General features: G+C 43.5%; 26 protein-coding genes and 1 tRNA gene. 17 read left to right on the forward strand and 10 right to left on the reverse strand.

Annotated elements, in window-relative coordinates:
* Positions 1-7: 7 nt before the first annotated feature.
* Together QZ157_RS02540 and QZ157_RS02545 are read left to right on the forward strand one after the other, a co-directional pair.
* Positions 8-535 (forward strand): DUF2393 family protein, encoded by a 528-nt coding sequence (locus QZ157_RS02540; RefSeq protein WP_295141366.1) that lies wholly within the window; start codon positions 8-10, stop codon positions 533-535.
* Complete coding sequence (locus tag QZ157_RS02545; protein WP_295141369.1) at positions 535-1,065, forward strand: DUF2393 family protein; 531 nt, start codon at positions 535-537, stop codon at positions 1,063-1,065. The genes QZ157_RS02540 and QZ157_RS02545 overlap by 1 nt, the downstream gene beginning before the upstream one ends.
* Before the next feature lie 69 nt (positions 1,066-1,134).
* Here QZ157_RS02545 and QZ157_RS02550 read toward each other — a convergent pair whose 3' ends face one another.
* The 5 genes from QZ157_RS02550 to QZ157_RS02570 all read right to left on the reverse strand — a co-directional run bounded on the left by QZ157_RS02550 (position 1,135) and on the right by QZ157_RS02570 (position 4,469).
* A complete protein-coding gene (locus tag QZ157_RS02550) occupies positions 1,135-1,467 on the reverse strand; it encodes a hypothetical protein (RefSeq protein ID WP_295141372.1) in 333 nt (110 codons plus the stop codon).
* 346 nt (positions 1,468-1,813) lie between these two features.
* Complete coding sequence (locus tag QZ157_RS02555; protein ID WP_295141375.1) at positions 1,814-2,002, reverse strand: hypothetical protein; 189 nt, start codon at positions 2,000-2,002, stop codon at positions 1,814-1,816.
* A 62-nt stretch (positions 2,003-2,064) separates the two neighbouring features.
* Positions 2,065-2,799 carry an EI24 domain-containing protein gene (locus QZ157_RS02560; protein ID WP_295141377.1) on the reverse strand — a complete coding sequence of 245 codons (735 nt, stop codon included), beginning with the start codon at positions 2,797-2,799 and terminating at the stop codon, positions 2,065-2,067.
* A gap of 404 nt (positions 2,800-3,203) precedes the next feature.
* The gene (locus tag QZ157_RS02565) at positions 3,204-3,899 is read right to left on the reverse strand and encodes a dUTP diphosphatase (protein WP_295141380.1); all 696 of its coding nucleotides are present in this window, start codon (positions 3,897-3,899) and stop codon (positions 3,204-3,206) included.
* Positions 3,900-3,953: 54 nt separating this feature from the next.
* Positions 3,954-4,469, reverse strand: coding sequence for an ATP/GTP-binding protein (locus QZ157_RS02570; protein WP_295141382.1), 516 nt, complete (start codon positions 4,467-4,469; stop codon positions 3,954-3,956).
* Positions 4,470-4,555: 86 nt separating this feature from the next.
* Here QZ157_RS02570 and QZ157_RS02575 point away from each other — a divergent pair, with 86 nt between their 5' ends.
* Together QZ157_RS02575 and QZ157_RS02580 are read left to right on the forward strand one after the other, a co-directional pair.
* Complete coding sequence (locus tag QZ157_RS02575; RefSeq protein WP_295141385.1) at positions 4,556-4,933, forward strand: hypothetical protein; 378 nt, start codon at positions 4,556-4,558, stop codon at positions 4,931-4,933.
* Positions 4,934-4,943: 10 nt separating this feature from the next.
* Positions 4,944-5,354 carry a hypothetical protein gene (locus QZ157_RS02580; RefSeq protein ID WP_295141387.1) on the forward strand — a complete coding sequence of 137 codons (411 nt, stop codon included), beginning with the start codon at positions 4,944-4,946 and terminating at the stop codon, positions 5,352-5,354.
* Between the two features lie 317 nt (positions 5,355-5,671).
* Here the strand turns inward: QZ157_RS02580 and QZ157_RS02585 are convergent, their stop codons facing one another.
* The 3 genes from QZ157_RS02585 to QZ157_RS02595 all read right to left on the reverse strand — a co-directional run bounded on the left by QZ157_RS02585 (position 5,672) and on the right by QZ157_RS02595 (position 9,227).
* Positions 5,672-7,207: a phosphoethanolamine--lipid A transferase gene (locus QZ157_RS02585; protein WP_295141390.1), complete on the reverse strand. Its 1,536-nt coding sequence runs from the start codon at positions 7,205-7,207 to the stop codon at positions 5,672-5,674.
* A 329-nt stretch (positions 7,208-7,536) separates the two neighbouring features.
* Positions 7,537-7,893 carry a diacylglycerol kinase gene (locus tag QZ157_RS02590; RefSeq protein WP_295141393.1) on the reverse strand — a complete coding sequence of 119 codons (357 nt, stop codon included), beginning with the start codon at positions 7,891-7,893 and terminating at the stop codon, positions 7,537-7,539.
* Between the two features lie 128 nt (positions 7,894-8,021).
* A complete protein-coding gene (locus QZ157_RS02595; RefSeq protein ID WP_295141396.1) occupies positions 8,022-9,227 on the reverse strand; it encodes a multidrug effflux MFS transporter in 1,206 nt (401 codons plus the stop codon).
* 514 nt (positions 9,228-9,741) lie between these two features.
* Between QZ157_RS02595 and sdhA the strand changes: the two genes are divergently transcribed.
* The 13 genes from sdhA to QZ157_RS02660 all read left to right on the forward strand — a co-directional run bounded on the left by sdhA (position 9,742) and on the right by QZ157_RS02660 (position 20,107).
* Complete coding sequence (sdhA, locus tag QZ157_RS02600; protein WP_295141399.1) at positions 9,742-11,628, forward strand: 8-methylmenaquinol:fumarate reductase flavoprotein subunit; 1,887 nt, start codon at positions 9,742-9,744, stop codon at positions 11,626-11,628.
* A complete protein-coding gene (gene sdhB, locus QZ157_RS02605; protein ID WP_295141401.1) occupies positions 11,625-12,587 on the forward strand; it encodes an 8-methylmenaquinol:fumarate reductase iron-sulfur subunit in 963 nt (320 codons plus the stop codon). The genes sdhA and sdhB overlap by 4 nt, the downstream gene beginning before the upstream one ends.
* A gap of 3 nt (positions 12,588-12,590) precedes the next feature.
* A complete protein-coding gene (gene sdhE, locus QZ157_RS02610; protein ID WP_295141403.1) occupies positions 12,591-13,460 on the forward strand; it encodes an 8-methylmenaquinol:fumarate reductase membrane anchor subunit in 870 nt (289 codons plus the stop codon).
* Between the two features lie 320 nt (positions 13,461-13,780).
* A tRNA-Glu gene (locus QZ157_RS02615) sits at positions 13,781-13,855 on the forward strand.
* A 267-nt stretch (positions 13,856-14,122) separates the two neighbouring features.
* Positions 14,123-14,692 carry an Arm DNA-binding domain-containing protein gene (locus QZ157_RS02620; RefSeq protein ID WP_295141406.1) on the forward strand — a complete coding sequence of 190 codons (570 nt, stop codon included), beginning with the start codon at positions 14,123-14,125 and terminating at the stop codon, positions 14,690-14,692.
* A gap of 121 nt (positions 14,693-14,813) precedes the next feature.
* Positions 14,814-15,275, forward strand: a complete 462-nt coding sequence (locus QZ157_RS02625) for a hypothetical protein (RefSeq protein ID WP_295141409.1) — start codon at positions 14,814-14,816, stop codon at positions 15,273-15,275.
* 207 nt (positions 15,276-15,482) lie between these two features.
* A complete protein-coding gene (locus QZ157_RS02630; protein ID WP_295141412.1) occupies positions 15,483-16,562 on the forward strand; it encodes a hypothetical protein in 1,080 nt (359 codons plus the stop codon).
* 433 nt (positions 16,563-16,995) lie between these two features.
* On the forward strand, positions 16,996-17,229 hold the full coding sequence (locus QZ157_RS02635) for a hypothetical protein (protein WP_295141414.1): 234 nt from the start codon (positions 16,996-16,998) through the stop codon (positions 17,227-17,229).
* Positions 17,226-17,558, forward strand: a complete 333-nt coding sequence (locus QZ157_RS02640; RefSeq protein WP_295141417.1) for a hypothetical protein — start codon at positions 17,226-17,228, stop codon at positions 17,556-17,558. Before QZ157_RS02635 ends, QZ157_RS02640 begins: the two co-directional genes overlap by 4 nt.
* Entirely contained in the window at positions 17,555-18,013 is a 459-nt protein-coding gene (locus tag QZ157_RS02645) for a hypothetical protein (RefSeq protein ID WP_295141420.1), read from the forward strand. Before QZ157_RS02640 ends, QZ157_RS02645 begins: the two co-directional genes overlap by 4 nt.
* 44 nt (positions 18,014-18,057) lie before the next feature.
* Positions 18,058-18,603 carry a hypothetical protein gene (locus QZ157_RS02650; protein ID WP_295141423.1) on the forward strand — a complete coding sequence of 182 codons (546 nt, stop codon included), beginning with the start codon at positions 18,058-18,060 and terminating at the stop codon, positions 18,601-18,603.
* Positions 18,561-19,733: a hypothetical protein gene (locus QZ157_RS02655; RefSeq protein ID WP_295141425.1), complete on the forward strand. Its 1,173-nt coding sequence runs from the start codon at positions 18,561-18,563 to the stop codon at positions 19,731-19,733. Before QZ157_RS02650 ends, QZ157_RS02655 begins: the two co-directional genes overlap by 43 nt.
* A 38-nt stretch (positions 19,734-19,771) precedes the next feature.
* Positions 19,772-20,107, forward strand: coding sequence for a hypothetical protein (locus QZ157_RS02660; RefSeq protein ID WP_295141427.1), 336 nt, complete (start codon positions 19,772-19,774; stop codon positions 20,105-20,107).
* A 1,742-nt stretch (positions 20,108-21,849) separates the two neighbouring features.
* Here the strand turns inward: QZ157_RS02660 and QZ157_RS02665 are convergent.
* The gene (locus QZ157_RS02665) at positions 21,850-22,116 is read right to left on the reverse strand and encodes a type II toxin-antitoxin system RelE/ParE family toxin (protein ID WP_295141431.1); all 267 of its coding nucleotides are present in this window, start codon (positions 22,114-22,116) and stop codon (positions 21,850-21,852) included.
* Positions 22,110-22,334: a hypothetical protein gene (locus tag QZ157_RS02670; protein ID WP_295141434.1), complete on the reverse strand. Its 225-nt coding sequence runs from the start codon at positions 22,332-22,334 to the stop codon at positions 22,110-22,112. Before QZ157_RS02670 ends, QZ157_RS02665 begins: the two co-directional genes overlap by 7 nt.
* Positions 22,335-22,760: the final 426 nt, after the last annotated feature.

Below are 22,760 nucleotides of genomic sequence, written 5' to 3' on the forward strand. Positions count from 1 at the left end.
AGGCAAGATGATAAACGAACTAAAACAAGGCTTAAATTTTTACATAACGCACCTTAGCTGGGCGGATTTTGCGGGCTATATCTGGATGTTTTTGACCTTTTTGGCGGTTCTTGCGCTTTGCATTTATATCGCCTCAAAGTCTTATTTCGCCGGTTTTGCACTCACGGTCGTTAGTATCGCGGCGCTTGGGTACGGGGCGCACTTTATGCCTAAATTTTTAGATCAAAATTTGAGGGCGCGAGAGCTGGAGATAGTCTCTACCAAGCAGCTTGAGTACTCAAATACGCTTCTTGTGGATATACACCTTAAAAATCTTTCAAAAAAGCCCTTTAACTACTGCGAGATCGGACTTGTTTTTTATAAAAACTCGGACAATATCTTGCGCCGCTATGCCAATGAACTAAAGCCGTTTTTAAAGGAAAATATCGTGCTAAAGGACGTGCTGGACGTAAATGCCACGCGCGAGATCACGCACGTCGTAAACGATTTTCGTGTAAATGACTACAACGTCACGGCAAGTTCGGAGTGTTTTTAATGCAAGGATATTTTAACGTCTTTCATTTTATCGCGCTCGCGGCTTTGGCGCTGCTATCGGTACTTTTTATGCTCCTTTCGCGCGGAGAAAAAGACCCGAAACTGTTTAAAATTTATCTTTTGATAAATATCGCCGCGACGTTGATAATGGGGTATTTTTTTATGTTGGTCGTGGATAAATACACAAAAAAAGCCGCTCTAACCGAGTTTGCCGCTCATAGGGTGCTTAGAAACGAGACCGTCGTGTTTAAGGGCGCGCTGAAAAATACGGGCGAATTTAGCATCGCAAACTGCGACCTCACCGTTAAGGTTGTCAATAATCCGGTCAGCAAAGACACGATCGCCGGCGCGGTTTTTAAGCCTAGCGGATGGTCGCTATTTTCGCATGACGAGCGCACGAACGTCGCTGAGATCACGGCTAGCGTCGCTAAAAACATCGCGCCGGGACAAATGCGAAATTTTAGCCTTTCTATGCCCTATCCGCCGCATTTTACAAATACCCAAACGATAACAAATTTAGAGTGTAGATGAGCGCGGCCTGCGGGCAAGATAAATTTACGGCTTGCCGGCTAGTCGGCGTAACCATTTGTTTTTTGCGGCTTATCTTTGCGCGTCTATACCTTGTCTAGCTTTATCCCGCTTTGTACGCTCATTTCTTTGCGTGCGCGCTAAATTTAACGTCTTTTTCAAATTATCCTCAAAAAATAGCTTAGCAGCGACCTTATTAGTGTCTTTCCTAAAAAACAAAGACCTTTGCGCGCCGTTATCGTCGTAGTTTTCGTTTTGCTTTCTATAAGTTGCGGCATTACGATCTTTATCGCGGTGGATATAGCGCCGCCTTTTGGATTTATTTGCGCCGTTAAATTTAGGGTTGCCGCGATTAGAAAACTTGCTTTGGCTTATTAGTTTAAAGCTGCCTATGTCCGCTAGCACGCTTGTCATTTTTTGATTGGACGCACAGAGCCTATGGGCGCATTAGCCGGGGCGCGGGGATACATCCTCGTATAACTTTATTTAAGTGCAGTCTAGCTTGTGGAAAAAGACTAGAAAACCCTTGTCGGGCGACTTTGGGCGCGTTGCTCCCGAATGAAAGTTAAGACCAAGGCCTTGAGCTTTAGCGACCGCATAAATTTACTCATTTTCTCTTTTTATGAGTTAAATTTTAGTCCTATATTTTTACTACCTTAGGGTTATGCTTGAATAAAATTTCCTTTTACGAAACTCTAAAAGGCGAATACTTAGAAAAAACAGTCGAATTTAAGCCCGAGCGGGCTTAAATTTATAGGTCTTCTTTGACCTCGTCGTTGCTGCGAACGACTAGGCCCGAGCCGTGTATGACGCTAGGGATGCACGCCGTGCAGATATCGACCTCTTCGCCGTTTTTATGGGCGCGGACGAATACGGCGTTTTCATTTTCCGTGCTTTTTTGTCCGCAGACGTTGCAAACTACGATATTTTCGGTTCTCATTTGACTTCCTTCATAAAAAATTCGGGCGTATTTTATTTAGTTTTTCGCCGATTTGAAATGATTTACGTCAAGCGCGAAGTCTCGCGTAAAAAGAAAAAATGCGAAAAATAAATAACGAAAAAAATCTGCAAGAAAAGCCCAAAAATAGGCACCAAGCAAAGTAGGTAAAAGCACAGCGCGGCGGCTTTAAATTTATATCCGCCGTAGTCCAGCAAATAAAGCTCAAATTTATGCCGCGAGAGGGCGTTTGGCGCGACGTCGATGAAAAGTAGCGAATAATAAAGATAAAAAAACGCCGGGTGCAAGGCGAGGAAATTTAGCGCAGGCACGGCTAAAATCGGCACGCAAATAAGCGCGATCAGGAAAAATTTGAGCAAAATTTTGCCCATAAGAGCCGTTTGGCGAGCTAGGCTGATATTTGCCAGCTGCGCCTCGTCCACGCGGTAGTGCCTGCGGTTTATCTCGCGGGCGACCACTGGAGTTAGAAAGCTCGCAACCGCGAGCGCGCAAAAAATTGAGAGCATGACGACTAGATATGCGCCGACGGCGTAAAATATCGCGCCGAAGAGCCACTTTGCGATGCCTAGGCTAAGGATTTTAGCCGCCATCGGATACTCGGCCAGAGCGCCTGACTCGCCCGATACGGCGGCGTTTAGCGCCTCGTACAGCTCGCGGCCGCCAAACATCGCAATCGCCGCGATAACAAGCGCGGAAAAAACGAGCGGCAGGATAGAGAGCACGATAAATTTGGGCGTGAAAAGGTCCTTTAGCGAAAGGCGTAAAATATCAGCGAACAACGAATCTCCATTTTATTTAAATTTATAGCCGTCATGCGGCGAAAGGGTGTTTGGGCGCGACGTTTTTTAAATTTGACGCGCATTTTTTGCCAGCAAAAGCGGCACTGCAAATGCTTTTAATGACGCGCAAATTTAACGCACGCGTAGATTTTGCGGCTAAATTTGACCGATTTAATCCAGCTTCAAATTTAGCTAAATTTACTCAAATTTGACCCGCTTTTTGGTGGCGCGAGACTTGCATGCGGCGTAAATTTTTGCGGACTAAAACGGCAGAGTTTTAGCTAGCCTAGCTAAAACTTGCTTAAATTTAAACGCCAGCGACCTAAACCGCTAAGCTAAATCGCAAAAATTTTGGCTAAATTTAACGACCCAAGCGCAAATTTAGCCCGCAAAGCCGTCAAATTTTATTTTACCGCCTTATACTCGGCTTCTAGCGCGGCGTAGATATCGTCCATACTTTTTAGCCCGCGAGCGAGGATTTCGTTCATCACGGCGTTATCTTCCTTGCCGTTCCATACCTTTTTATACGCGCCCTCTTTGTAGCCGCGGTCTTGGCGGAAGCGATTTAGGACGTTTTTACCGACGTAGCACTCGTAAAGCGAGCCGAGATTTACGCCGCATTTTAGGCTCATCGTGAAGTAAATTTTAAGCAGGTCAAAGAGCGAATACTCAAAGCCCGAGCACTTATTTATGAGCATTTCGACGTCGTTTATGATCTCGTAGATGTTTTCGTCAGCGACGTTAAACGGCTCTCGGCAAAACGCCTCAAAGCCGCTGCTAGCGCAGATGTCACTTGAGAGCTTTGCGATATCGCCGAGGTTATTTAGCTTATACTGCTCAAGCATCAAACTCATCAAAAAGTGCCAGATATCCACGACCTCGACGCGCAGATTTTCTTCATTTGTCGGCGCGTTTATGCTTTTCCAGTGTTTCCAGGCAAAGCTGTCTATGAGCTCGGCGCACTCCATATATATGCAGCGTTTCCAGTTGATGAGTTTGCCGTTTTTATTTATGCCGTTTTCCCAGCCGATGCCGTTGGTGTCGTCGTTTAGGCTCTGCTGGAGATTTAGCATTTGGGTGATTTTTTCATTCGCGTTCATAAATTTTCCTATTTTTAAAATTTATGAATTATAGCGAAAATTTTAAACCGCGAACTAAACGTAAAATTTAAAGCTATCCAGCTGAGAAATGAGCTCGTCAAAGAGCTTTTTGGAGTTTTGAAGTAGCTTAGCGTCCGCTTTGTTTTGCTCCATCAGTCTATCAAAAAGCTTTAACGTGCCGTCCGCGATAAAATTTTTATGGTTTGCGTCTTTTATTTCCGGAAGCTCCTTGCGAAGCGAGTTTGCGAGATTTGTCACGCGCGAAGATACCCAATCCTCGCCATCTTTGACGTTTTTCATAAATTTATCTATGCTAGGCGCTATCTTTTCTAGAGCGGTTGCGAGCTCTTCTTTATCACGCGCGTCCAGACCATCGCCTTTATATGAAAAGCTATAGCCGTACTCGTGCGTGAGAGTGAGCGCAGATGCCGATGCGCCAGCTGTTTTGGCGCTGGCGTAGTCTACTGTTTTATTGTCGTACATTTTTAGATTTATCTCGTCGCCGCTGCTGGTTTTAAAGCTAAAATCAAAGCTGTTTAGGCTCGCGCTTTGGTAGTTTTGTAGTTTCATGATTTGTCGTCCTTTTGGCTTTATATCGGCTAAATTTCTTTTTTCTTAATACCCCTTGCGCTAAAATCACGCAAAAAAGGATGAAAATGTGCTGTTTTGCCACGCGCGTATTTTTGCTCATTAGCGCGACCGTTTTGAGCTTTGTTTTGCACGGATTTTTCCCGCAAATTCCCGTCGTCGCGTTTTATTTTTTACTGGCAAATTTGATCTCACTTACGATATTTTCGCTATTTTTCGCGGGCAAATTGCCAAGCTTCGTTAAGCCCGCGGCAGTGCACTATTTTAGCTTTATCGGCGGCTTTGCGGCTGGGCTTGCAGTGACTTTGCTTAGACGCGAAAAAGCGGGGGCTAAATTTATCAGAACCGAGCTTTTTATCTTTGCTTTTTGGTTAGTTTTAGCTTGCTTTTTGGCGCTAAATTTTAGCCGGCTGTCGGCAAATTTGGCTCAAATTTTTAGCGCTTAAGGCGGACGAAATGGATGAGAAAATTTTAAAATTTATCCGCAAAATGCACCTGCTTAGTCTTGCCGTTTTAGATGAGGGCAAGCCTTACTGCGCGAGCTGCTTTTACGCTTTTGACGAGGAAAATTTAGCTTTTATCGTAGCTGGCGGCGAGCGGAGCGCTCACGTGAAGGCGTTTTTAGCAGAGTCTGGTGTAGCCGGCACCGTCGCGCTTGATACGAAGGTGGTGGGCAAGATAGAGGGGGTGCAGTTTCGCGCTATAGCCGCTCCTGCAACCGCACATCAGAGAAAAATATATTTCGCGCGCTTTCCTTACGCTTTGGCGATGAACCCGAGCCTTTATAGTTTGAGTCTTGGCTGGGTTAAATTTACGCATAATGCGTTGGGGTTTGGGAAAAAACTCGTCTGGCAGAGAGCAAATTGAATAAAAAGGCTCGTCTCGCGAGCGCTTTTCCGAGATTTCGCAAAATTTTCGCTCCGCAGGCTATATGCCTAGCGCACGCTCAATTTTGCTTCAAAGCTCGAAAAATCATCTCGCGATACTTCGCCTTGACTATTTATGTAAAATTTGAAGTCGAAATTCTCGAATTTGAACGCAAAGAGTCAAGGCAAAGTATCTTGCGATGAATTTAAATGTTGCGAAGAAATTTTCGACCGAAGATAGAACATGCAGTTCATCGAGGGAGGAAATTTCTAGCTCATTTAAAGGCGCGCAAGAGACGAGCCGCCAAAAAGCAAAATTTACTCGCCAAATATATCAAGTTTTTTATCATATTCCTTTGTCTCTACTCCAAAAAACCCCAGCAACGAACTAAAAACATTATCGTGCGAGACGGCGTCGTCCTTTTGCGCGCGCAGGCGAGCTAGCGTCGCTTCATCGCTTGCGTACGCCATCATCGGGATGTGTTTTTGCGTCTCTGGCGCGATGGCGTAGGGCATGCCGTGCAGATAGATGCCGTTTTCGCCCAGGCTCTCGCCGTGATCGGAGAAATACCAAACCGCGCTTTTATCGCCGCCCGCGTCCTTGACAGCGTTGATGACCTCGTCAATGAAAAAATCGGTAAAAAGCAGCGTGTTGTCGTAGGTGTTTACGATGCTATCGCTATCGCAGGAGCTAAGCTCGCTCGTGTCGCAAGTCGGGGTAAATTTGCGAAATTTGCTCGGATAGCGGGCGTAGTATGCAGGGCCGTGCGAGCCTTGCAGGTGCAGGACGATTATCTCGTTTTGCGCGAGATTTTCGAGGCGTTTTTTGAGTGAGGGCAGCATATTCGTATCGTATCCTGCGTCAAAGTACTCGACGTCGCCCGCGTCCAAGCGGTCGCAAACGCCCTTACATTTGCCCGAGTTGTTGCCTAGCCACACGACCTTGACGCCGACGCGTTTTAAGATATCAAGCGCGTTTTCGCTAAATTCTTTGCTACTGTATTCTTTTCTAGTGGACTTTGAGAACAGGCACGGTAGCGAGACTGCCGTAGCCGTTCCGCACGAGCGAGCATCGCTGAAATAGACCAAATTTGGCTCATTTTTCGTGTAAAAATTCGTGTCGTTTTTGGCGTACCCGCCGAGCGAATAGTTTTTCGCGCGCGCCGTTTCGCCCACGATTAGCACCATCAGCCGTCGTTCGTCGCTTGGCTTCATCGTAGCGTCCATGCCGATTTGTTTAAATTCGGGCTTAAAAAACTCCATTTTTATGTATTTTTGCGCTGCGTAAATCGGATAAAATGGCAGGTTGTAGGCTCTTATGAAGCTATTTTCTCGAAAAAACGGGATAAGGGACTTAGTCTGCGAAAAAAATAACCCAGCCGCGAGCGCTAAAAAGCCTGCAAATGTTAAAAATTTGATCTTTATATGCCGCTTGGCGCCGCCGTACTCTATCCTCGCAAAAGCGACCAGAAGGCAGGGTAAAACGCCCAAAAATAGCATATAGCAAACGAGTTTTGGATTTAAAAAGCTTAATACCTCTCCCGCGTCCGTTTGCGCGACGTTTCTTATCATTTCGCTATCGATTATGATACCGTAGCTTTGCATGAAGTAGCTACTAGCGCACGTAATGGCAATCGCAGCGATACTAACCGGCTTAGCTAGATAGGGCAAAAAAACGAGCGAAAACAGCGCGCAAAGCAGCGAAAAATATATAACCGGCAGGCTTGCGGCCGTCAGCGGATGAGCTTCAAAGCTAAGCCTTGAATAAATAAAATTAAACAGCCCAAAATTTAGCGCGGCGATAAAAACGGCGTTTAAAAGCGTAAATTTAAACCAAGAAATACGTAGCTTCATAGTTTTCCTAATTATTGATAATAAGAGTGAAACTTTATCCAAAAAAAGCTTAAAGCTTTAGTCATTCGGCGCGATTTTGGCGCCAGACGGGTTAAATTTTCGCAGCTTGCTTTCTTGCTGGTTTTGCAAACGGCGGCGCGTTTGCGCGGTTTTGCGGTTAAATTTAGCCGTATTTTTATAAATTTTACGCGCCCGGCTAGCCAAACGACGGATTTTTGGGATTTGGCAGCGTAGCTTGCTTTTTAAGCCGCCAATCAAATTCGGCGTAAAATTAAGACCCGACTAGCGCAAAATCGCTACCGTTTTTGCCGTCAAATTTTACCATGCTTTTAAAAGATTAGCGAAAAAATAGCCCACGCCCAAGTTATCGCAGCCGTACCGATAGAAAGACAAACGGCAGCTGAGGCGCAGTCTTTGGCGATTTTAGCTAGCGGATGAAAGTCTGGCGAAACGAGATCCACTACCGCTTCGACCGCGGTATTTAGGCACTCGCAGACTAAAACGAGTCCGAAAACGGCGATCAGCAGTGCGTGCTGTGCCGCAGAAACGGGTAAAAATAGCGAAACTAGCGCGAGCGGAACGATAACGCAAAGCTCAAGGCGAAACGCCGCCTCGTTTTTTAGCATCGCGGCAAGTCCCTCGAATGCAAATTTGGAGTTTTTGAAAAAGTCGTATTTGGGCTTCATATTTTGCCTTTAAATTTGCGCAATGATAGCGTAAATTTGCTTTATAAGGTGCTTTTGCGGACGTTACGATAAACAAAAACGTAGTCAAATTTACCGCTCAAATTTTGAAAAATTTGGCTTGCGTAAATTTACTCCTCGGAAATCTTTGAAGTCCTATAAAGCAGCACAAACGCCGCCGCTCCGATAAGCGCAAAGCTCGCCACCATAGGCGTTAGCGTGCCCCGAAACATCTGTCCGATCGCGACGCCGATAGGAAGCGAGATAAGGGTCGAAGCCGAGCCGATCAGCGCAGCCGCCATGCCCGCGATCTTGCCCATCGGCTCCATCGCCATCGCGTTTAGGTTACCAAAAAGTATGCTCACGCAAAAAAAGCTACTCATGCAAAACGCCATAAAAGCCCACAGCGGCGGCACTCCGTCATACGCGACGACGACGGGCAAAAATGCGACCGCGATGACGCAAAACGTCCCCATAGCGCGCATGCTGAGGTAGCGCATGCCGTAGACCATCACGAGCTTTGCGTTTATCATCGACGCGGCGCCTAGAGCTAGGGCGTTTATAGCAAAATAGATAGGAAACTCGTCGCCTAGCTTGTAACTAACCTCGAAAATCTGCTGAGCGGTGCTGATATAGCTCAAAAACATCCCGAAAATCAGCCCCAAAACGATCGTGTAGCCTGCGGTTCGCCTGTTTTTCACGACCTGCGCGGCTTCGGTTTTTATCAAATTTAGGCTAAATTTATTGCGATTTTGCGCCGGCAGAGTCTCGCTCTGGCGCGCCCCAAACCACGCTAGACACGCAAACCCCATAAAAGTAAGCATCAAAAATATGCTGCGCCAACTATAAATTTTAAAAATAAAGCCGCCGATGATGGGAGCTAGTGCGGGCACGATAATAAAAACGGCCGCGATAAAGCTCATCACGCGAGCCATCGCGCGTCCTTCGTAAAGATCGCGGATAAGCGCCATCGCGATGATCCTAGGGCCCGCAGCGCCTAACCCCTGGAAAAATCTGCTCGCTAAAAGCGCGGTAAAATCGCTCGTAACGACCGAGATAAAGGAGCTTGCCGTAAATATCGCAAGCGCTAGCAGTACGGCGTTTCGTCGCCCGATAAAGTCGCTAAGCGGCCCGTAAAATATCTGCCCGACGGCAAAGCCCGCAAACATCGAGGATATGACTAGCTGGGTTTGATTTATCTGCGTCACGCCAAGGTCTAGGCCGATTTGCATGAGTGCCGGCAACATCGCGTCGGTGCTCATGGCTCCAAGCGAGGTTAAAAGCGCCATGAGAGCGATAAATTCTACGAAAGGCAAGGTTTTGGGGATAAATTTCATATTATTTTCCGCGGTTTTAAATTTAAATGATTGTATAAAAAAACTGCTTAAATTTAAAAAACGGGGATTTTGTGATATTTATGTGATATTTCTCTTATTTGCTTAAATAAAACCGGGCAAAATACGAAAAGCAAATTTACCGAATGCTTTAAATTTAACTTTTCTAGTCGATTTATACCGCTAATAAGAGCAAATTTATCTGATTTAATATCGGCAAAATCGCATTTATATAAATTTGCGAATTTCAGCCGAAAATATCAAAATCGCGGCATAATCCACGACCAGGCATTTGGTATACGATTGAAATTTGATTTCAAAATTTATGACTAGATGATAAAATATTTCTAAAATTTTAGTTTACAAACGGTGTAATATTAATATTTTTTTAAAAAAAAAGTATTATAATTCCATCTCAGAAAGGCACAAGGTTAAGGCGTCTTTATCTGAGTGATAAAGGCTCGTAATAATAAACTCAAATTTCGGCGAAATTTTGAGTTTAAACAAAGGATACCAAATGAACGAAAATTTATCCAGAAGAAGGTTTTTGCAAGGAGCCTGTATCGGCGTCGGAGCTTTGACGCTTAGCGGCTGCGACGACAAAAAGCCTGATAAAAAAGCTTCTAAAAAAGAGGCTTTTAGCGGTAAGGCTAACGGGCTTCCTTCTTGCGATATTCTTATCATCGGCTCGGGCGGCGCCGGGCTGCGCGCAGCGGTTGCCGCTAGAAAAGCCGCCCCGGAGCTTAGCGTCATCGTAGCTACTAAAATGATGCCCTCAAGAAACGCCACCTGTATGGCCGAGGGCGGCATAAACGGCGTGACGAATTTTTCTGACGGCGACTCGTATAAGCTGCACGCCTACGACACGGTTAAAGGCGGCGCGTATCTAGTAGATCAGGACGCAGCGATCAAATTTTGCGAGCTAGCCGGCAAAGCGATAGCCGAGATGGACTATATCGGCACGCTATTTTCCAGAAATCCAAGCGGCGGCGTAGACGCTAAAAAAGGCGACGTACCGGGCGGCGTAGCGCAAAGGATGATGGGCGGCGCCTCAAAACGCAGATGTAACTATTCGGCGGATAAAACCGGTCACATAGTTATGCATGCTTGCTTTGACGAGGCGGTTAGCAACGACGTTAAATTTCTAATGGACTACGAGCTGCTAGATATCGGCGTAGAGGACGGTAAATGCGAGGGCGTCGTACTACGCAATCTCCAGACCGGAGATATAACTCCCGTACTTTGTAAGGCTCTCGTGGTGGCGACGGGCGGATACACGAGGATATTTTACAACAGAACCTCGGTGCCATATATCGCCACGGGCGACGGCGTAGCGGCTGCGGTGCGAGCGGGACTTGGGTTTGAAGACCCCGAGATGATACAGTTTCATCCGACCGGCGTGGCAAACGGCGGCACCCTCATCACGGAGGCGGCTCGCGGCGAGGGTGGATATCTGCTAAACAACAAGGGCGAGAGATTTATGAAAAACTACCACGAGAAGATGGAGCTAGCTCCTCGCGACGTAGTGGCTCGCGCCATCGAGACCGAGATCCGCGAGGGACGCGGCTACGGCGAGGGACTAGGCTCATACGTACTCATCGACGTTAGGCATCTGGGTAAAGAAACCATAATGAAAAAACTGCCTAAAATCAGACACACCGCGCTACTTTTTGAAAATTTAGACCTAGTAGAGCAGCCGGTGCCGATCAGGCCTACCGCGCACTACTCGATGGGCGGCATAGAGGTGGATAAATTTGACGATATGAGCACGAAGATGCCAGGTCTTTACGTGGGCGGCGAGGCATCGTGCGTCTCTATCCACGGAGCTAATCGTCTCGGAGGAAATTCGCTCTCGGATGCGGTAGTAACGGGTCAGCTAGCCGGCAAAGGAGCTAGCGCGTATGCCAAAACGGCTAGCTTTGGTAGCGGCAAAAACACCGAAGAGCTAGCTAAAAAATGGCGCGAGAAATTTAAAAAAGTCGCAAACGGCAAAGGCGAAGCAAACGAAATGTATCTCCTGCGCGAGGAGCTAGGCAAACAAAACTGGGATAATATGGGTATCTTTAGAACCCAGGACAAGCTAGACGCCCTAGAAAAGGCGCTAGAGGATATACAAGCTCGCTACGATAAGCTAAGCGTACCAAACGCAAATCCGGTTATGAATACCGCCTTTACCGACTACGTGGAGCTGGGAAATTTGATCCTGCTATCTCGCTGCGCCTGTTTGGCCGCGCGCAAAAGGCTGGAGAGCAGAGGCGCTCACACCAGGGAGGACTACCCTAAACGAGACGACGTAAATTTCTTAAAACATAGCATCGTGACGCTAAACGACGGCAAGCTAGAGCTTGGCTATAAAAACGTCGTAGTCACGGAATTCTCGCTTGACGGAAGGAAACCGCAATGAAAATAATCATAGACAGATACGACGGTACGCAACACTACAAACAAGCCTACGTCGTGGATAAAAAAGATATAGAGGGCAAGACTTTGCTATCGCTTTTGCTATTTATCAAGCAAAATTTGGACGCGACGCTAAATTTTACCGCATCTTGCCGATCGGCTATCTGCGGAGCTTGCGGCGTGAGGGTAAACGGTCACTCTGTGCTAGCTTGCGACGAAAAGATGGAAGAGCTGCTAGCGACATACGACAATCCAGAGGTTATAACCGTCTCCCCGCTAGCAAATTTTAGAGTGATCTCCGATCTGGTCGTAGACTGGGAGCCTTCTATCGAAAATTTAAGAAAGATCCGCCCGACCTTTATCCCTAAGGATGAGTTTTCTGCCGAAAAAGGCTGTAAACAAACGCAGGCTGAGTACGACAAAATCCAAAAGCAATGGGACTGCATCCTATGCGGATGCTGTGCGTCGGAGTGTAGCAAACTAACTGCCGATAGCAGCGACTATATGGAGCCTTTTGTTTTCACTCACGCGCACAGAGCGACGTTTGACTCTAGGGGTAAAGACCCGATGCTGCACGCCAAGGCCGCGGTTTTAGGCGGTCTGTGGAACTGCGTGCACTGCCAAGAGTGCGCCGACCGCTGTCCTAAAGGTATCAGCGCAGCCGACGATATAGCCGCGCTTAGAGTCTTTACGCAAAAACAAGGCATAAATACCGGCGAAGGCCCGGATCACGCTAACGCCTTCCTTACCGACCTGGTCGAGGGCTCGGGCAGGCTAAATGAAATTTTACTCGCCCTTAGAAGCGAAGGCGCCATGGCCGTAAGTAAAACGGATATAGCGCTAAAACTAATGGGTGCGGGCAAGATGAATCCTTTGCATATATTCGGCGAAGAGGACATCGAGGGTCATAAAGAGTTGGTAGAAATGATAAAAGCCGCGCGCGCCGCCGCGGATAAGGAGTAAAAGATGAGCGCACAAAACGAATTTGCTTTTTTCCCGGGATGCGTCCTAAGTCAAGCGGCAAAAGAGTCTAAAATCTCGCTGGAAGCCATCGCGCCGATACTGGGCATCAAACTACACGAGATCAAAGGCTGGAGCTGCTGCGGCGCCACGCAAGCTCAAGACGTCGATCCTATCGCTACGCTGGTAGCTAACGCTAGAAATTTGGCTCTGGCTGAAGGCATGAATATGCCCGTGCTAACTACGTGCAGCACTTGCTTCCTTACGCTAACGAGAGCCAAAACGGCGCTTGACCGCGGTCAAAAAGATAGGATAAATACCTTCCTAGCTAAGGGCAATATGCAGTATCAAGGCACCACGGAGGTAACCAGCCTGCTTTGGGTGCTTTATCAAAACGTAGAAACGCTAAGGGCTAAAGTCGTTAAGCCGCTTTCAAATTTAAAGGTCGCGCTATTTTACGGTTGTCATAGCCTGCGTCCCGAAAAAGCCACCCAAAACCGCGAAAGCTCGGTAAATCCAAAAAGCTTTGAAACCGTCGTAGAGGCTCTAGGCGCGAAAATAGTACCTTTTGAAAAAAGACTTGACTGCTGCGGATTTCACGCGAGCTATCCGGCCGTAAAATCGGTGCAAAAAATGTCTAGCCAAATAGTAAATAATGCCGACGAAAACGGAGCGGACTGTATCGTTACGCCGTGTCCGCTCTGCCAGATGCAGCTTGATATCTATCAGGAGCGCTACCAAGACGTGCAAAACTCAGACGCCAGAGTGCCTATCATCCATCTCTCGCAGCTAGTGGGCCTTGCGCTAGGACTTAGCAAAGAACAGCTTGGCTTTGAGCACAACATCGTAAACACTAATAGCGTCAAAGTAGGCTAAATTTGATGATTTTCGCGGACGAAGCGGGCTATCTTTAGCCTGCGTTTCGTCCGTTTTTATGTGCTTTTGAGTAAGCGGTGACGAGAGATGTGTAAATTTAAGACGTATCTACCAGCGTAGCTAACTGGGGTTTGGATAAAATAACAATGAAGAAACTAACAGTAAAATTTAGAATATTTTGTCATAGTTTCTATTGGAATGTGAGAAATTGCGGTATATATTAAAAGCGTATTATTCCTTTAGTAACCGTAAGCGCCTCAAACAATCTTAGTTTAAGTTTATTTGGTTATAATCCTAACTTACATTTTGTATCATTTGTCGGCCCATTCGTCTAGCGGTTAGGACACCAGCCTCTCACGTTGGTAACACGAGTTCGAGTCTCGTATGGGTCACCATCTATCTATAATCTACCTATTATATATAGCGCGATAAATCCTTATGAATTTTAAATTTTTTTGTTGAGCGTCGAATTTTAGGGAAGAAATTCCTTATGTAATTTTACTTAAATCTAGCTTAGAAATAAGCCTGAGCTCAACAGCCGCCGAATTATAGCATATTTGTCAATGAAATGGGCTACGATTTCTGGCGAGCTAAAACCCTTCCATAGCACGTTCGATTTTGATACGATATCCGAAAATTTTAAAATTTTCAAAGGAGATTGTATGAAAAAATTTGACGTGGAAAAGCTCACGAGCGATGGAAAAATTGAAAAGGTTTACGGAGTTTCTACCATAAACGGCTTTTGCGTCAAGGTCTACAGGTCAGGGCGGAAAAAATTCTATTACCGCAGAAGAGTAGGAAACGGTAGGAGCAAGTATATTCTTGTGGGTGAGTATCCTATATATAATATAGACTCTGCGCGGGAAAAATTATTAGAGCTTAAGCAAAGCTATGAGTTTGGCGTCTTTATCTCAAAAGATGAAGATGCCACATTTGTCGATATTATGAGAAAAGCTCTCATAGACTACTATTCAAATTCTAAAGCATCAACTCAACGCACTTGTAACATTAGAACAAACCATCTTGTGAACCATTTTAAAAACACCAAAATACTTGACGTCACGCCGCAGCAAATAAAGGATATATATAATGAAATAGAAAGCTCGGGGCTTTTGGCTACGCTCAAACGCATAAATCAAATTATGTGCATAACCTACAAATATGCCGAGAAGCACGGATATATCAGCAAAGATATGAATCCGCTCCCCGGGGTGAACTACAAAGACATATGAAAATTCTAAGGCGGCACATCATCCAAAATTAACAAGCATTGAAGATATAGCAAATTTTCTCGAAAATTTGTGCAGTGCGAAGGACGATAAGCTTCATTATACGCTAGCTACGCTTTTTACAATGCTTACGGGTATGCGGTCGGACTCCGTAGTCGGCTTAAAGTGGAGCTATTTCAACGAGGACTTTTCAAAGATGACATATCCGAAGGAAAAGCTCAAAGGCGAGAAGGCGAGCGAGGCAAATCGCGAAGACTTAGTTCCGCCGATTTGCCCTATTTTGCAAAACATACTCCAAAAATATAAAAAGACCATAAATCCTTTTGCGACGTATAGACGTGATTCGGAGGATGTTTTTGTCGGAATACGCGGACGTATTAACAGAGACGGACTGCGAATGTTCGTAAAAGAGCTTAGTGACGACAAAATCACGCCGCACGGTCTCAGGGGCACTTTGACGACTTGGTCAAAAAAGAGATTAGACCATATGGTGCCATTATTTTTTATCAAAATGTTTCTCCATCAAAAACCGAGCAAGGACGAAATCGAAGCTGCGTATACGGAAATTCACTATACAGACAAATAGGTTCAGGAGCAGCTTTTGAAGCTCGGAGTATGGTACTCCATTTCTTAGAAGCCAATTTGACTATGTTACGCCAATTTTGGCAAAGCTCTATTAAATACTAGGTAGAGGGTTTAAAATTTAAGGTTGCTCGAAAAAGAGCCAGAAATAAAAAAAGAGCGAGCAGTAACTCAACTCCCTTCAAAAATTGACCTGAGAAAGGAGGTCATTATGAATTCAAAAATTGATGAAATCATAGCGCAAAATTGCTTAAAAATCGATTACGAAAACGGTAAAAATACCGCTCCTATAAGGCTTCTTGACGCTAAGTCTTCGCCAAAACCTTTGGAACGAGCACGAAAATATAAACTAATGGACATAGACACAGAAAATTGGTTGATTCCTTACGTTCTTAGTAAACAAAGTATCATAGTATTATACGCTCCGGCTGATTCCAGAAAGACCTTTGCGGCGTGGGGACTAGCGAAATTTTCTTACTTAACCCAAAAAGTTTCCGAAGTTTTCTATTTTGACGGGGATAACGGTATACCGGTTCTCTTTGGGCGCGGAGTTGAAGAACTCACGAAATATTCTAAATTTAACTATATCTCTTTAAATAATCCTCGCATTCACCGAGATTTTGAAGAGGTTGATAATTTCAAACTTTTAAAAGATATAGCAACAAATTCCGATGAAGATTTATCGAGTATGTTATTCATCTTCGATAGCTTAAAGGACTTTGTCGTTGAGCTAGATATGGAAAACGGTCGGGATATGAAGAAATTTTTCCGCGAATATATTATGAATTTAAGGCTTCGAGGGGCCACAGTCATAATATTGCATCATAGCAACAAAGTGGTTAAAAATCCCGACGATACAGTAAATACAAATCAGCTAACTTTTGCGGGAAGCCAGCAGATTCTCAATTCCATCGAAACTGCATATATGGTAGTTCCTAGCAACTGCGATACGGCGCAACAGGACTGCTATCTAAGGTATGAATTCATTGGTGAAAAACGACGTATCGGCGGAAACCGTTTTGAACTGACGGTGCACACTTTGCCTGGTGAAGGACATCGGAATTTAGATATAGAGCTTAATGTGCCAGAAATTACGTCTTATGTCCGAAACAAAAAAGAGCTTGGGATGATTGAGAAAATTATAAAGGTTTTAGCTGAAGGCGATTTAGAACTTAATTCCGTCTACAAAAAACTAAAAAGAAATAGGCGAGACAAATTCGTTGAGAAAATTTTAAAGGATTATGAGCTAATTTTTTGGCGGGCGTATTTCTTTGCTAGAAAAAATACTTAAAATTAATATATAATAAATGATATATGAGGTAAATAATGAAAATTCGGTCGACTTTGCGTAATTTTCAGCTTAGACTAATACTTTGTAAACATCGATGTAGTCGAGCTTTTTGGCACTTTAGTGTTGAAAACATAGTAAAATCCCGTGTATTTGGGAGAATTTTATGCCGCAGATAGATTAATCAAAAATAGCAGATATTCTAAACAGTCTACTAACATACAGCATAAATCGAGGCGAAAACTTAATCCAAGATTTTGAAAAATCAGTCAACAATTTTAATAAAAATGTGGATAGCTTGACAAATACGCTCAGCGCTTGCACATCCGAGATTCAAGAGCTCGCCAAAATCTTAGCAAATGCCCCAAAAATCTCAAAGACTCTCAAACTATCGAGTTTAGCGGCAAGTTTTGTTGCGGGAGCTGCATTCGCAGCCTTGATATACGCATATCCATTAAGCTCTATCACGTATAAATTTATACAAGCGGAAGTAGATGTCAAAGAATTTTCGACTAAGTATACCGAGCTCGAAAACTATACGCTAGTCTTGAAAAATCAAAACGAAGCCTATAAGAGAACTTTGGACAAGACGCTAACCAAAAACGGTGTAGAAAAATTTAGAGAAATTTATATGGAAGAGCTAGAGAAAATTAAGGAGGAATCAAAATGAAATCCAAAATAACGCCCATACGGTTTAAGCTCGCCGACTATTTTGAGCTTGAAGAAAAAGCCCAAAAAATGGGGCTCACTGTCTCGGATTATATCCGTCAAGCCGCTTTGAATAGCAAAATAGTCGAGAAAAAATTTCTCTCGCTCGGCGATGCTGGACGATTGAGCAAGAGTCTTGGAAATTTTAACCAAGCAATTTTGCTCGCGCACGTGGCAGCAAAGCGTAACGACGACTCAAAATTCATCGAACAAATGAATATACTTATTGAGAAATGCGAAGATATAAAGTCTGAGCTACTAAAATTTGTAAAGGAATTTATGGAAAAATGATAAGCAACATAACGCTAGGCAAGTCAGGATTACCTGAATACTTGGAGAGTGGGCGTAAGGCAAGCTCGCAATATACGCGAGATGAAAAAGACCATAGGCTTTTTATAGACGGTTCGGAAGAGGCCTTAAAAGACTCTGTCGATTGGGTTTTGAAAAACAAAAACTGGAAGAATAGCTACTATCACGCCACCTTGTCCTTTACCAACGACGAGTGGGAGCAGTTGTCCAAAGAAGAAGGCAAGCTTCAAGAGGTTGTGCAAGAATATATTAGGCTAAATTTTCCAAATCATTCGCTCAATGAGATGATTTACCACGCAGAAGCTCACGTGCCGAAAATTCTTTACGAGCCAGCCGAGCCTAAGCGAGGCGGAGCGCACGCAAAATATTCTGAAACCGAGCTCGTAGAGCGACATCCGCACATCCATCTTGGCATAAGTTTGCAGAACGCATTATAATTCAGGTCAAGTCAGCGCAGGGGGCATAAAAGGCATAGCCTCTCGTGCAAAAAGTATTGAATTTAAGCAGTGCTGTGATGAGATACTTTGTGCCAAATTTGACCTTACCCCAGCCGTGGTTGGGGGAAGGAAAAGAGCCAGTAAAAAGAAAAAGCCTCGAAGAAAATTTGAGGATTTGGGAGAAGTATGAGCGTGCGGCGAAAGGTCGGTCAAAAGGAAAGGAGCTTAAGTCTACGCTAGATACGAATATAGACGTCGTGGACGTAGTTTACGGGGATTTGCCTAAAACAAATCTCCCAAAAGTCTTAGCCATTAAGGATGATGAGATAGCCTTAAAGGAGCTGGCAAAATTTCGTCTGAAGAATTTAAAGCAAATATACAACCCATCAGAAGTCGAAGGACAAATAGACGGACAAGTAATGACTAGACTGCGCGAGATAGATAGTGAAAAGCTGATACCTTTTTTCTCACAGTACTTTGGCATCCCTGCCGATAAAATCCGAAAAAGCGAAAACGAAAACAAGATTGAAATCTTTCAGGACGGTAAGTGGAAAAAAATTCAAATACGGACTTTTGCTCGAAAATTTTAGGACTAGATAAAGAAGAGACCGTAAAATTGGTCACAGTTTTTTCTGCTCTTGATGCTGCTGGGGTCGGAGTTGAAAAGCTAAGCACAGTTATAAGAGGTAAAGAACTCGTAAAAAACATCGCAAACATCGCGCTTGACGAACTAGGATATAAATTTCAGAATATCCCTAGCATAAAAATGTCCGTAAGCCGAAATTTAGACCGCCTTTTGCCTGAAGAACGGATAAAGAAAATCAAGGCTAAAAACCCAGATAAGCCAGTATATTCCGCAGAGACTGGCTTTAAAACCGAACACTTCGGCTCACTGGTGGAGACGGCTGAAGCTTTGGACTATACAAAAATTGCAGGATTTTCCGTAGCAAATTTTCGTAGTGGAAAAAGAGCTAGCGACAATATCGAGAGTCTAAACTCGGTTATAATTTTAGATGTCGACTCTAAGTATAAAGAGTATGAGATAACCATTGACGAAATGAAAGAGAAGCTTGAAGCACTCAACATCTCAGCCTTAATCTTACCCACTGCTTCGCATACGGCTGAGCTAAATAGGTTCAGGGTTATAATCCCAACAGAAAAATCTTTCGAGCTTAATGTAAGTTACGATTATTGGAAAAGCGATTATAATGTATATATAGACAAATTCGTTGATTTGCTAAAACTAGACCCTGTAAAAATAAGAGAAACGCTAGATAATGCTAGATATAGCCCGGCTCAGTTTTATTACGGTTCTGCACCCGATACAACGGCTACTCTCACGAACGGAAAAGTTTTTGACAACTTGGATATGCTAGAAAAAATATATCAAGAGCGCGAGCGGATAAATGTGGATATAAAACTAAAAAATCAAGAGAAAGATTATCTTGCTGCAAAGAGTGAGATAGAGATGTATGCTAATAATCAAGACGAGGATTTAAGCAAGTTTGATATCGGGGCAGATAATGACAAAGCCCTTACAAGAACAGTGTTTAAAAATATAAACTCTACAATAGATATACTGGAAGCTGCGAAACTTCGATGCCCTAATTCAAAAATTTTAAGGGAAGGTAGATATCAAATTTTATATACCGGAGATTCGGAGTGTGATGGAAATAGAAACCTTATCACAAGTCGAGGGGTATTTAATTTCGCAAAATGAAAAATACGGACGGCGTTCGATTTTTTGAAAGATTATATATGGAATTACTAAATGATAGAATCAAGGAATTTAACAACGGATTTATGATTCCGATGGACAGGAAGGAAAATCTCAAAAATTTTTTAATGGATAATCTGCTAGTAGTCAAAGAAGCTGAGCAGCCGATAGAGCTTAAGCGCATTGACATTAACAACGGCAATAACTATGCAAAGTTGATAAAGCAAAAATTCCCCGAGAAGTATTCGCAAATATGCTTGATTAACTATTCGGGTATAGTTAAAAACCTTCAAACAAAACCGATAGAGAAAGAAATTAGGATGCCAGCTCCGGCTATTTCTAAGAAAATTTCAAACAACGACGAGATGAATTTTTGAAATTTATACTTTTCTTTTTTTTGTGATAAGAGAGTTGTTTTGAGAAGGCAGAGGCTGCGAGCTCTCGCCTCTTTTGCCTTCCCTGAATTTCCTATCGGACCTTCTAAGGTCGGTCCTCTCTTTTTCCGCTGGGCTGACAAGCAGTACTCAAAATAGAGATAGGCAAGCCAGCGTCCGCTTTGGCTTGCAACCCCCCCCCACCTCCCGAACGGGTAAGAATATATTCAGGATTCCCGAATGGGAGATTCTGTTTTTAAGGGGCGATACGGGAGCGAGTAGTAACCTAGGAATATACCTGAGCGGACGCGAAGGTGTATTACAGGTTGCATACGAGCCTGCATCTGATTAGCTCGGAATATTTCTATCAAAAAGGCAGAAAAAATGATAATAGATGCCGTTCAGGCGGTTGCAATACATGATATCTTTGATATCAAATCGTGCAATATTATTTGATATCAAAGATATCAAAGAGTGCCACAAAAATCTTACGGATGGTCGCTTGCCGACTATAAATTCGTTAGAATACGCAGAAAAAAAGGAGGCAAGCAAGAGCCTCCGCCCATTTTGGAGCGAACGGAAAAGAAGGACAGCTGAGAAAAAGAGCGGAGAAGGGGCGAGCGTGTGAGCCCCTGACCACACACACCAACTCATTTATCACGCAAAGAGGAAATTTTTAATTTTTAGTGGCTATTTTTGATAAAATCTTGACAAAAACTCAGAAACGTGCCATTCTAATGTTAGAATTTTCAGATAGTAATCGAATATGTCGATATGTGCCGATTCTAAGGTTACTTCGTAGGGGTTACCATATATCTATTATATATAACATAAAGGCTCATGAAGTTAAAAACTTCTAAATGAGTTTTCTTCCAAAGAGAGTGCGTCCTATTAATATCAAACAAAGTGAAGCTAAGCATAAGAAGTTGTGATTTGCTTTATTATTGTAAACAGATGGCGTTATGCTAAATATAGATCAAAGCATAGCGTAATGATCACCGTGTAAAAGCTAAGTAAAAGCAAATTTCTTGCTTCATCTAAAGGAGTACATTTTAATTTAGTTGCATTTGTGGTTTTTAAAGCATAACTACGAACATAGAGAGGTAGAGTTTAGATATATAATAGCAGTAGAGATATGAAATAATCAAAACACTTACGAAGCGACGTTTCTATCAAAGAGTGTATCCCATCCTTCCGAAATTCATATAATACATTACATATATAGAAAGGCAAAACAGCGGCTAAGAATTAGCTTGAGTTTAATCGAGTCTAAGATATTCTAGATTTATCATCTATTTTTATAGCATAGTTCTAGCTTTAAAAATAGAAAAATTACTAACATATGGCACCCAAGATGGTATCTAACCAAACCTTAAAGCTTTGAAACATATATAAAATAGGGATTTATAAAAAAATGGTGGTTAGAGGCGACTTACAGAAGTGTATTAAAGGACGTATGTATCGCTATTTGATGTATACATTTGATATAAAAAATGTCAAAATATGAATTCAATGTTCCTAAGTTTCACGAGATTAGGAAAATGGTTATGAAAATTCCAGTTTTCAAACTATTATTTCTGTAATGCCGCATTCTAGGGCTTTCGCAAGCGTTGAGGCTTATTTTTTAGGTTTAGAGGGCTTAAAGTATCTCAATATTAACTTTTTTACTTAAGATTTTATATTTTTGTGTCGATTTTTGGCTCGAGGCTTAATTAAGCTTCGTTGTCTTAAAATTACCTGATATTTCACGCTTGCCACTCGTTGGTTTTGTAAATGCCTAAAAGTTTAATGGCGTCTTTGTCGATCAAGTAGGGTATTACATAACCTTTGGCGATTAGCTCTCTTTTGTCGTCCGTTATCGCTCGTCCTAGGCGCGGATTATCCTCCAAAAGTTCCACAGCGTCCAGTAGCTTACCGACAAAACCCTGCGCTCTGTTTGGGTTATCTTTTGCGATAAAGTCAAATACAACCCTTAACTCGCGGTTAAAACGAGCCGTGCGCTTAATTACCATTTGGCTATCTCGTTGCGTATTCCCTCTAGCGGATAGGTTTCAAGGTCGCCGCGCCTGATCGCTTCAATGTCGGCTTCATATTCGCTAAAGCGCGATTGATATTTAGCCTCATCGCTTAGGCTTAGCTTCACGCCGTCAAATTTGGCTAGCGTGATTAATATCTCTCTCGCCTTTTCTATGAAATCGGCGTTATCTGCTTGTATGGTTAGAGTTTGCATATCCTAGCCTTTGTTTTAAAATCCGCTCTTATTTTAACCGCTTGGGGCTTAGGGCTTAATAAAGCGGTCATTTCCGTAGCCATTAAGCTGTTTTGCGCTGACGGTAGCGATATTTACTTATCGGCTAGGCGGTCATTTTTGCGCTCATTTCATCAGCTCTATTTTGAGCCTGCGCCGATAGTGACGATATTTTAGCTTTGGCTGGGCGCTCATTTTGGGGCTGTTAATTTTTACCTCCTAGCGATGCTGAATATGTGCTTTTGCTGTTAAATTTTTATGTTTCGATAATGCTGTTTAATACCGCCTTTAACAATGTTTGCGGCTTGATTGTTTCTCGATACTTTTCCTTAATACTTTTCCGAAAAATACAACGCGCAAAAAATGAAATGCACCCGGCCGATGTTTTGGCTACTCGGTCGTAGAGAT

The sequence above is a fragment of the uncultured Campylobacter sp. genome (genome assembly GCF_905372745.1).
Classification (GTDB): domain Bacteria; phylum Campylobacterota; class Campylobacteria; order Campylobacterales; family Campylobacteraceae; genus Campylobacter_A.

Excerpts from the sequence above, each read along its gene's own strand:
- QZ157_RS02540 (WP_295141366.1), top strand. The coding sequence starts at position 8 with ATGATAAACGAACTAAAACAAGGCTTAAATTTTTACATAACGCACCTT.
- QZ157_RS02545 (WP_295141369.1), top strand. The coding sequence starts at position 535 with ATGCAAGGATATTTTAACGTCTTTCATTTTATCGCGCTCGCGGCTTTG.
- QZ157_RS02555 (WP_295141375.1), bottom strand. The coding sequence starts at position 2,002 with ATGAGAACCGAAAATATCGTAGTTTGCAACGTCTGCGGACAAAAAAGC.
- QZ157_RS02565 (WP_295141380.1), bottom strand. The coding sequence starts at position 3,899 with ATGAACGCGAATGAAAAAATCACCCAAATGCTAAATCTCCAGCAGAGC.
- QZ157_RS02570 (WP_295141382.1), bottom strand. The coding sequence starts at position 4,469 with ATGAAACTACAAAACTACCAAAGCGCGAGCCTAAACAGCTTTGATTTT.
- QZ157_RS02575 (WP_295141385.1), top strand. The coding sequence starts at position 4,556 with ATGTGCTGTTTTGCCACGCGCGTATTTTTGCTCATTAGCGCGACCGTT.
- QZ157_RS02580 (WP_295141387.1), top strand. The coding sequence starts at position 4,944 with ATGGATGAGAAAATTTTAAAATTTATCCGCAAAATGCACCTGCTTAGT.
- QZ157_RS02585 (WP_295141390.1), bottom strand. The coding sequence starts at position 7,207 with ATGAAGCTACGTATTTCTTGGTTTAAATTTACGCTTTTAAACGCCGTT.
- QZ157_RS02590 (WP_295141393.1), bottom strand. The coding sequence starts at position 7,893 with ATGAAGCCCAAATACGACTTTTTCAAAAACTCCAAATTTGCATTCGAG.
- QZ157_RS02595 (WP_295141396.1), bottom strand. The coding sequence starts at position 9,227 with ATGAAATTTATCCCCAAAACCTTGCCTTTCGTAGAATTTATCGCTCTC.
- sdhA (WP_295141399.1), top strand. The coding sequence starts at position 9,742 with ATGAACGAAAATTTATCCAGAAGAAGGTTTTTGCAAGGAGCCTGTATC.
- sdhB (WP_295141401.1), top strand. The coding sequence starts at position 11,625 with ATGAAAATAATCATAGACAGATACGACGGTACGCAACACTACAAACAA.
- sdhE (WP_295141403.1), top strand. The coding sequence starts at position 12,591 with ATGAGCGCACAAAACGAATTTGCTTTTTTCCCGGGATGCGTCCTAAGT.
- QZ157_RS02620 (WP_295141406.1), top strand. The coding sequence starts at position 14,123 with ATGAAAAAATTTGACGTGGAAAAGCTCACGAGCGATGGAAAAATTGAA.
- QZ157_RS02625 (WP_295141409.1), top strand. The coding sequence starts at position 14,814 with ATGCTTACGGGTATGCGGTCGGACTCCGTAGTCGGCTTAAAGTGGAGC.
- QZ157_RS02630 (WP_295141412.1), top strand. The coding sequence starts at position 15,483 with ATGAATTCAAAAATTGATGAAATCATAGCGCAAAATTGCTTAAAAATC.
- QZ157_RS02640 (WP_295141417.1), top strand. The coding sequence starts at position 17,226 with ATGAAATCCAAAATAACGCCCATACGGTTTAAGCTCGCCGACTATTTT.
- QZ157_RS02645 (WP_295141420.1), top strand. The coding sequence starts at position 17,555 with ATGATAAGCAACATAACGCTAGGCAAGTCAGGATTACCTGAATACTTG.
- QZ157_RS02660 (WP_295141427.1), top strand. The coding sequence starts at position 19,772 with ATGGAATTACTAAATGATAGAATCAAGGAATTTAACAACGGATTTATG.
- QZ157_RS02665 (WP_295141431.1), bottom strand. The coding sequence starts at position 22,116 with ATGGTAATTAAGCGCACGGCTCGTTTTAACCGCGAGTTAAGGGTTGTA.
- QZ157_RS02670 (WP_295141434.1), bottom strand. The coding sequence starts at position 22,334 with ATGCAAACTCTAACCATACAAGCAGATAACGCCGATTTCATAGAAAAG.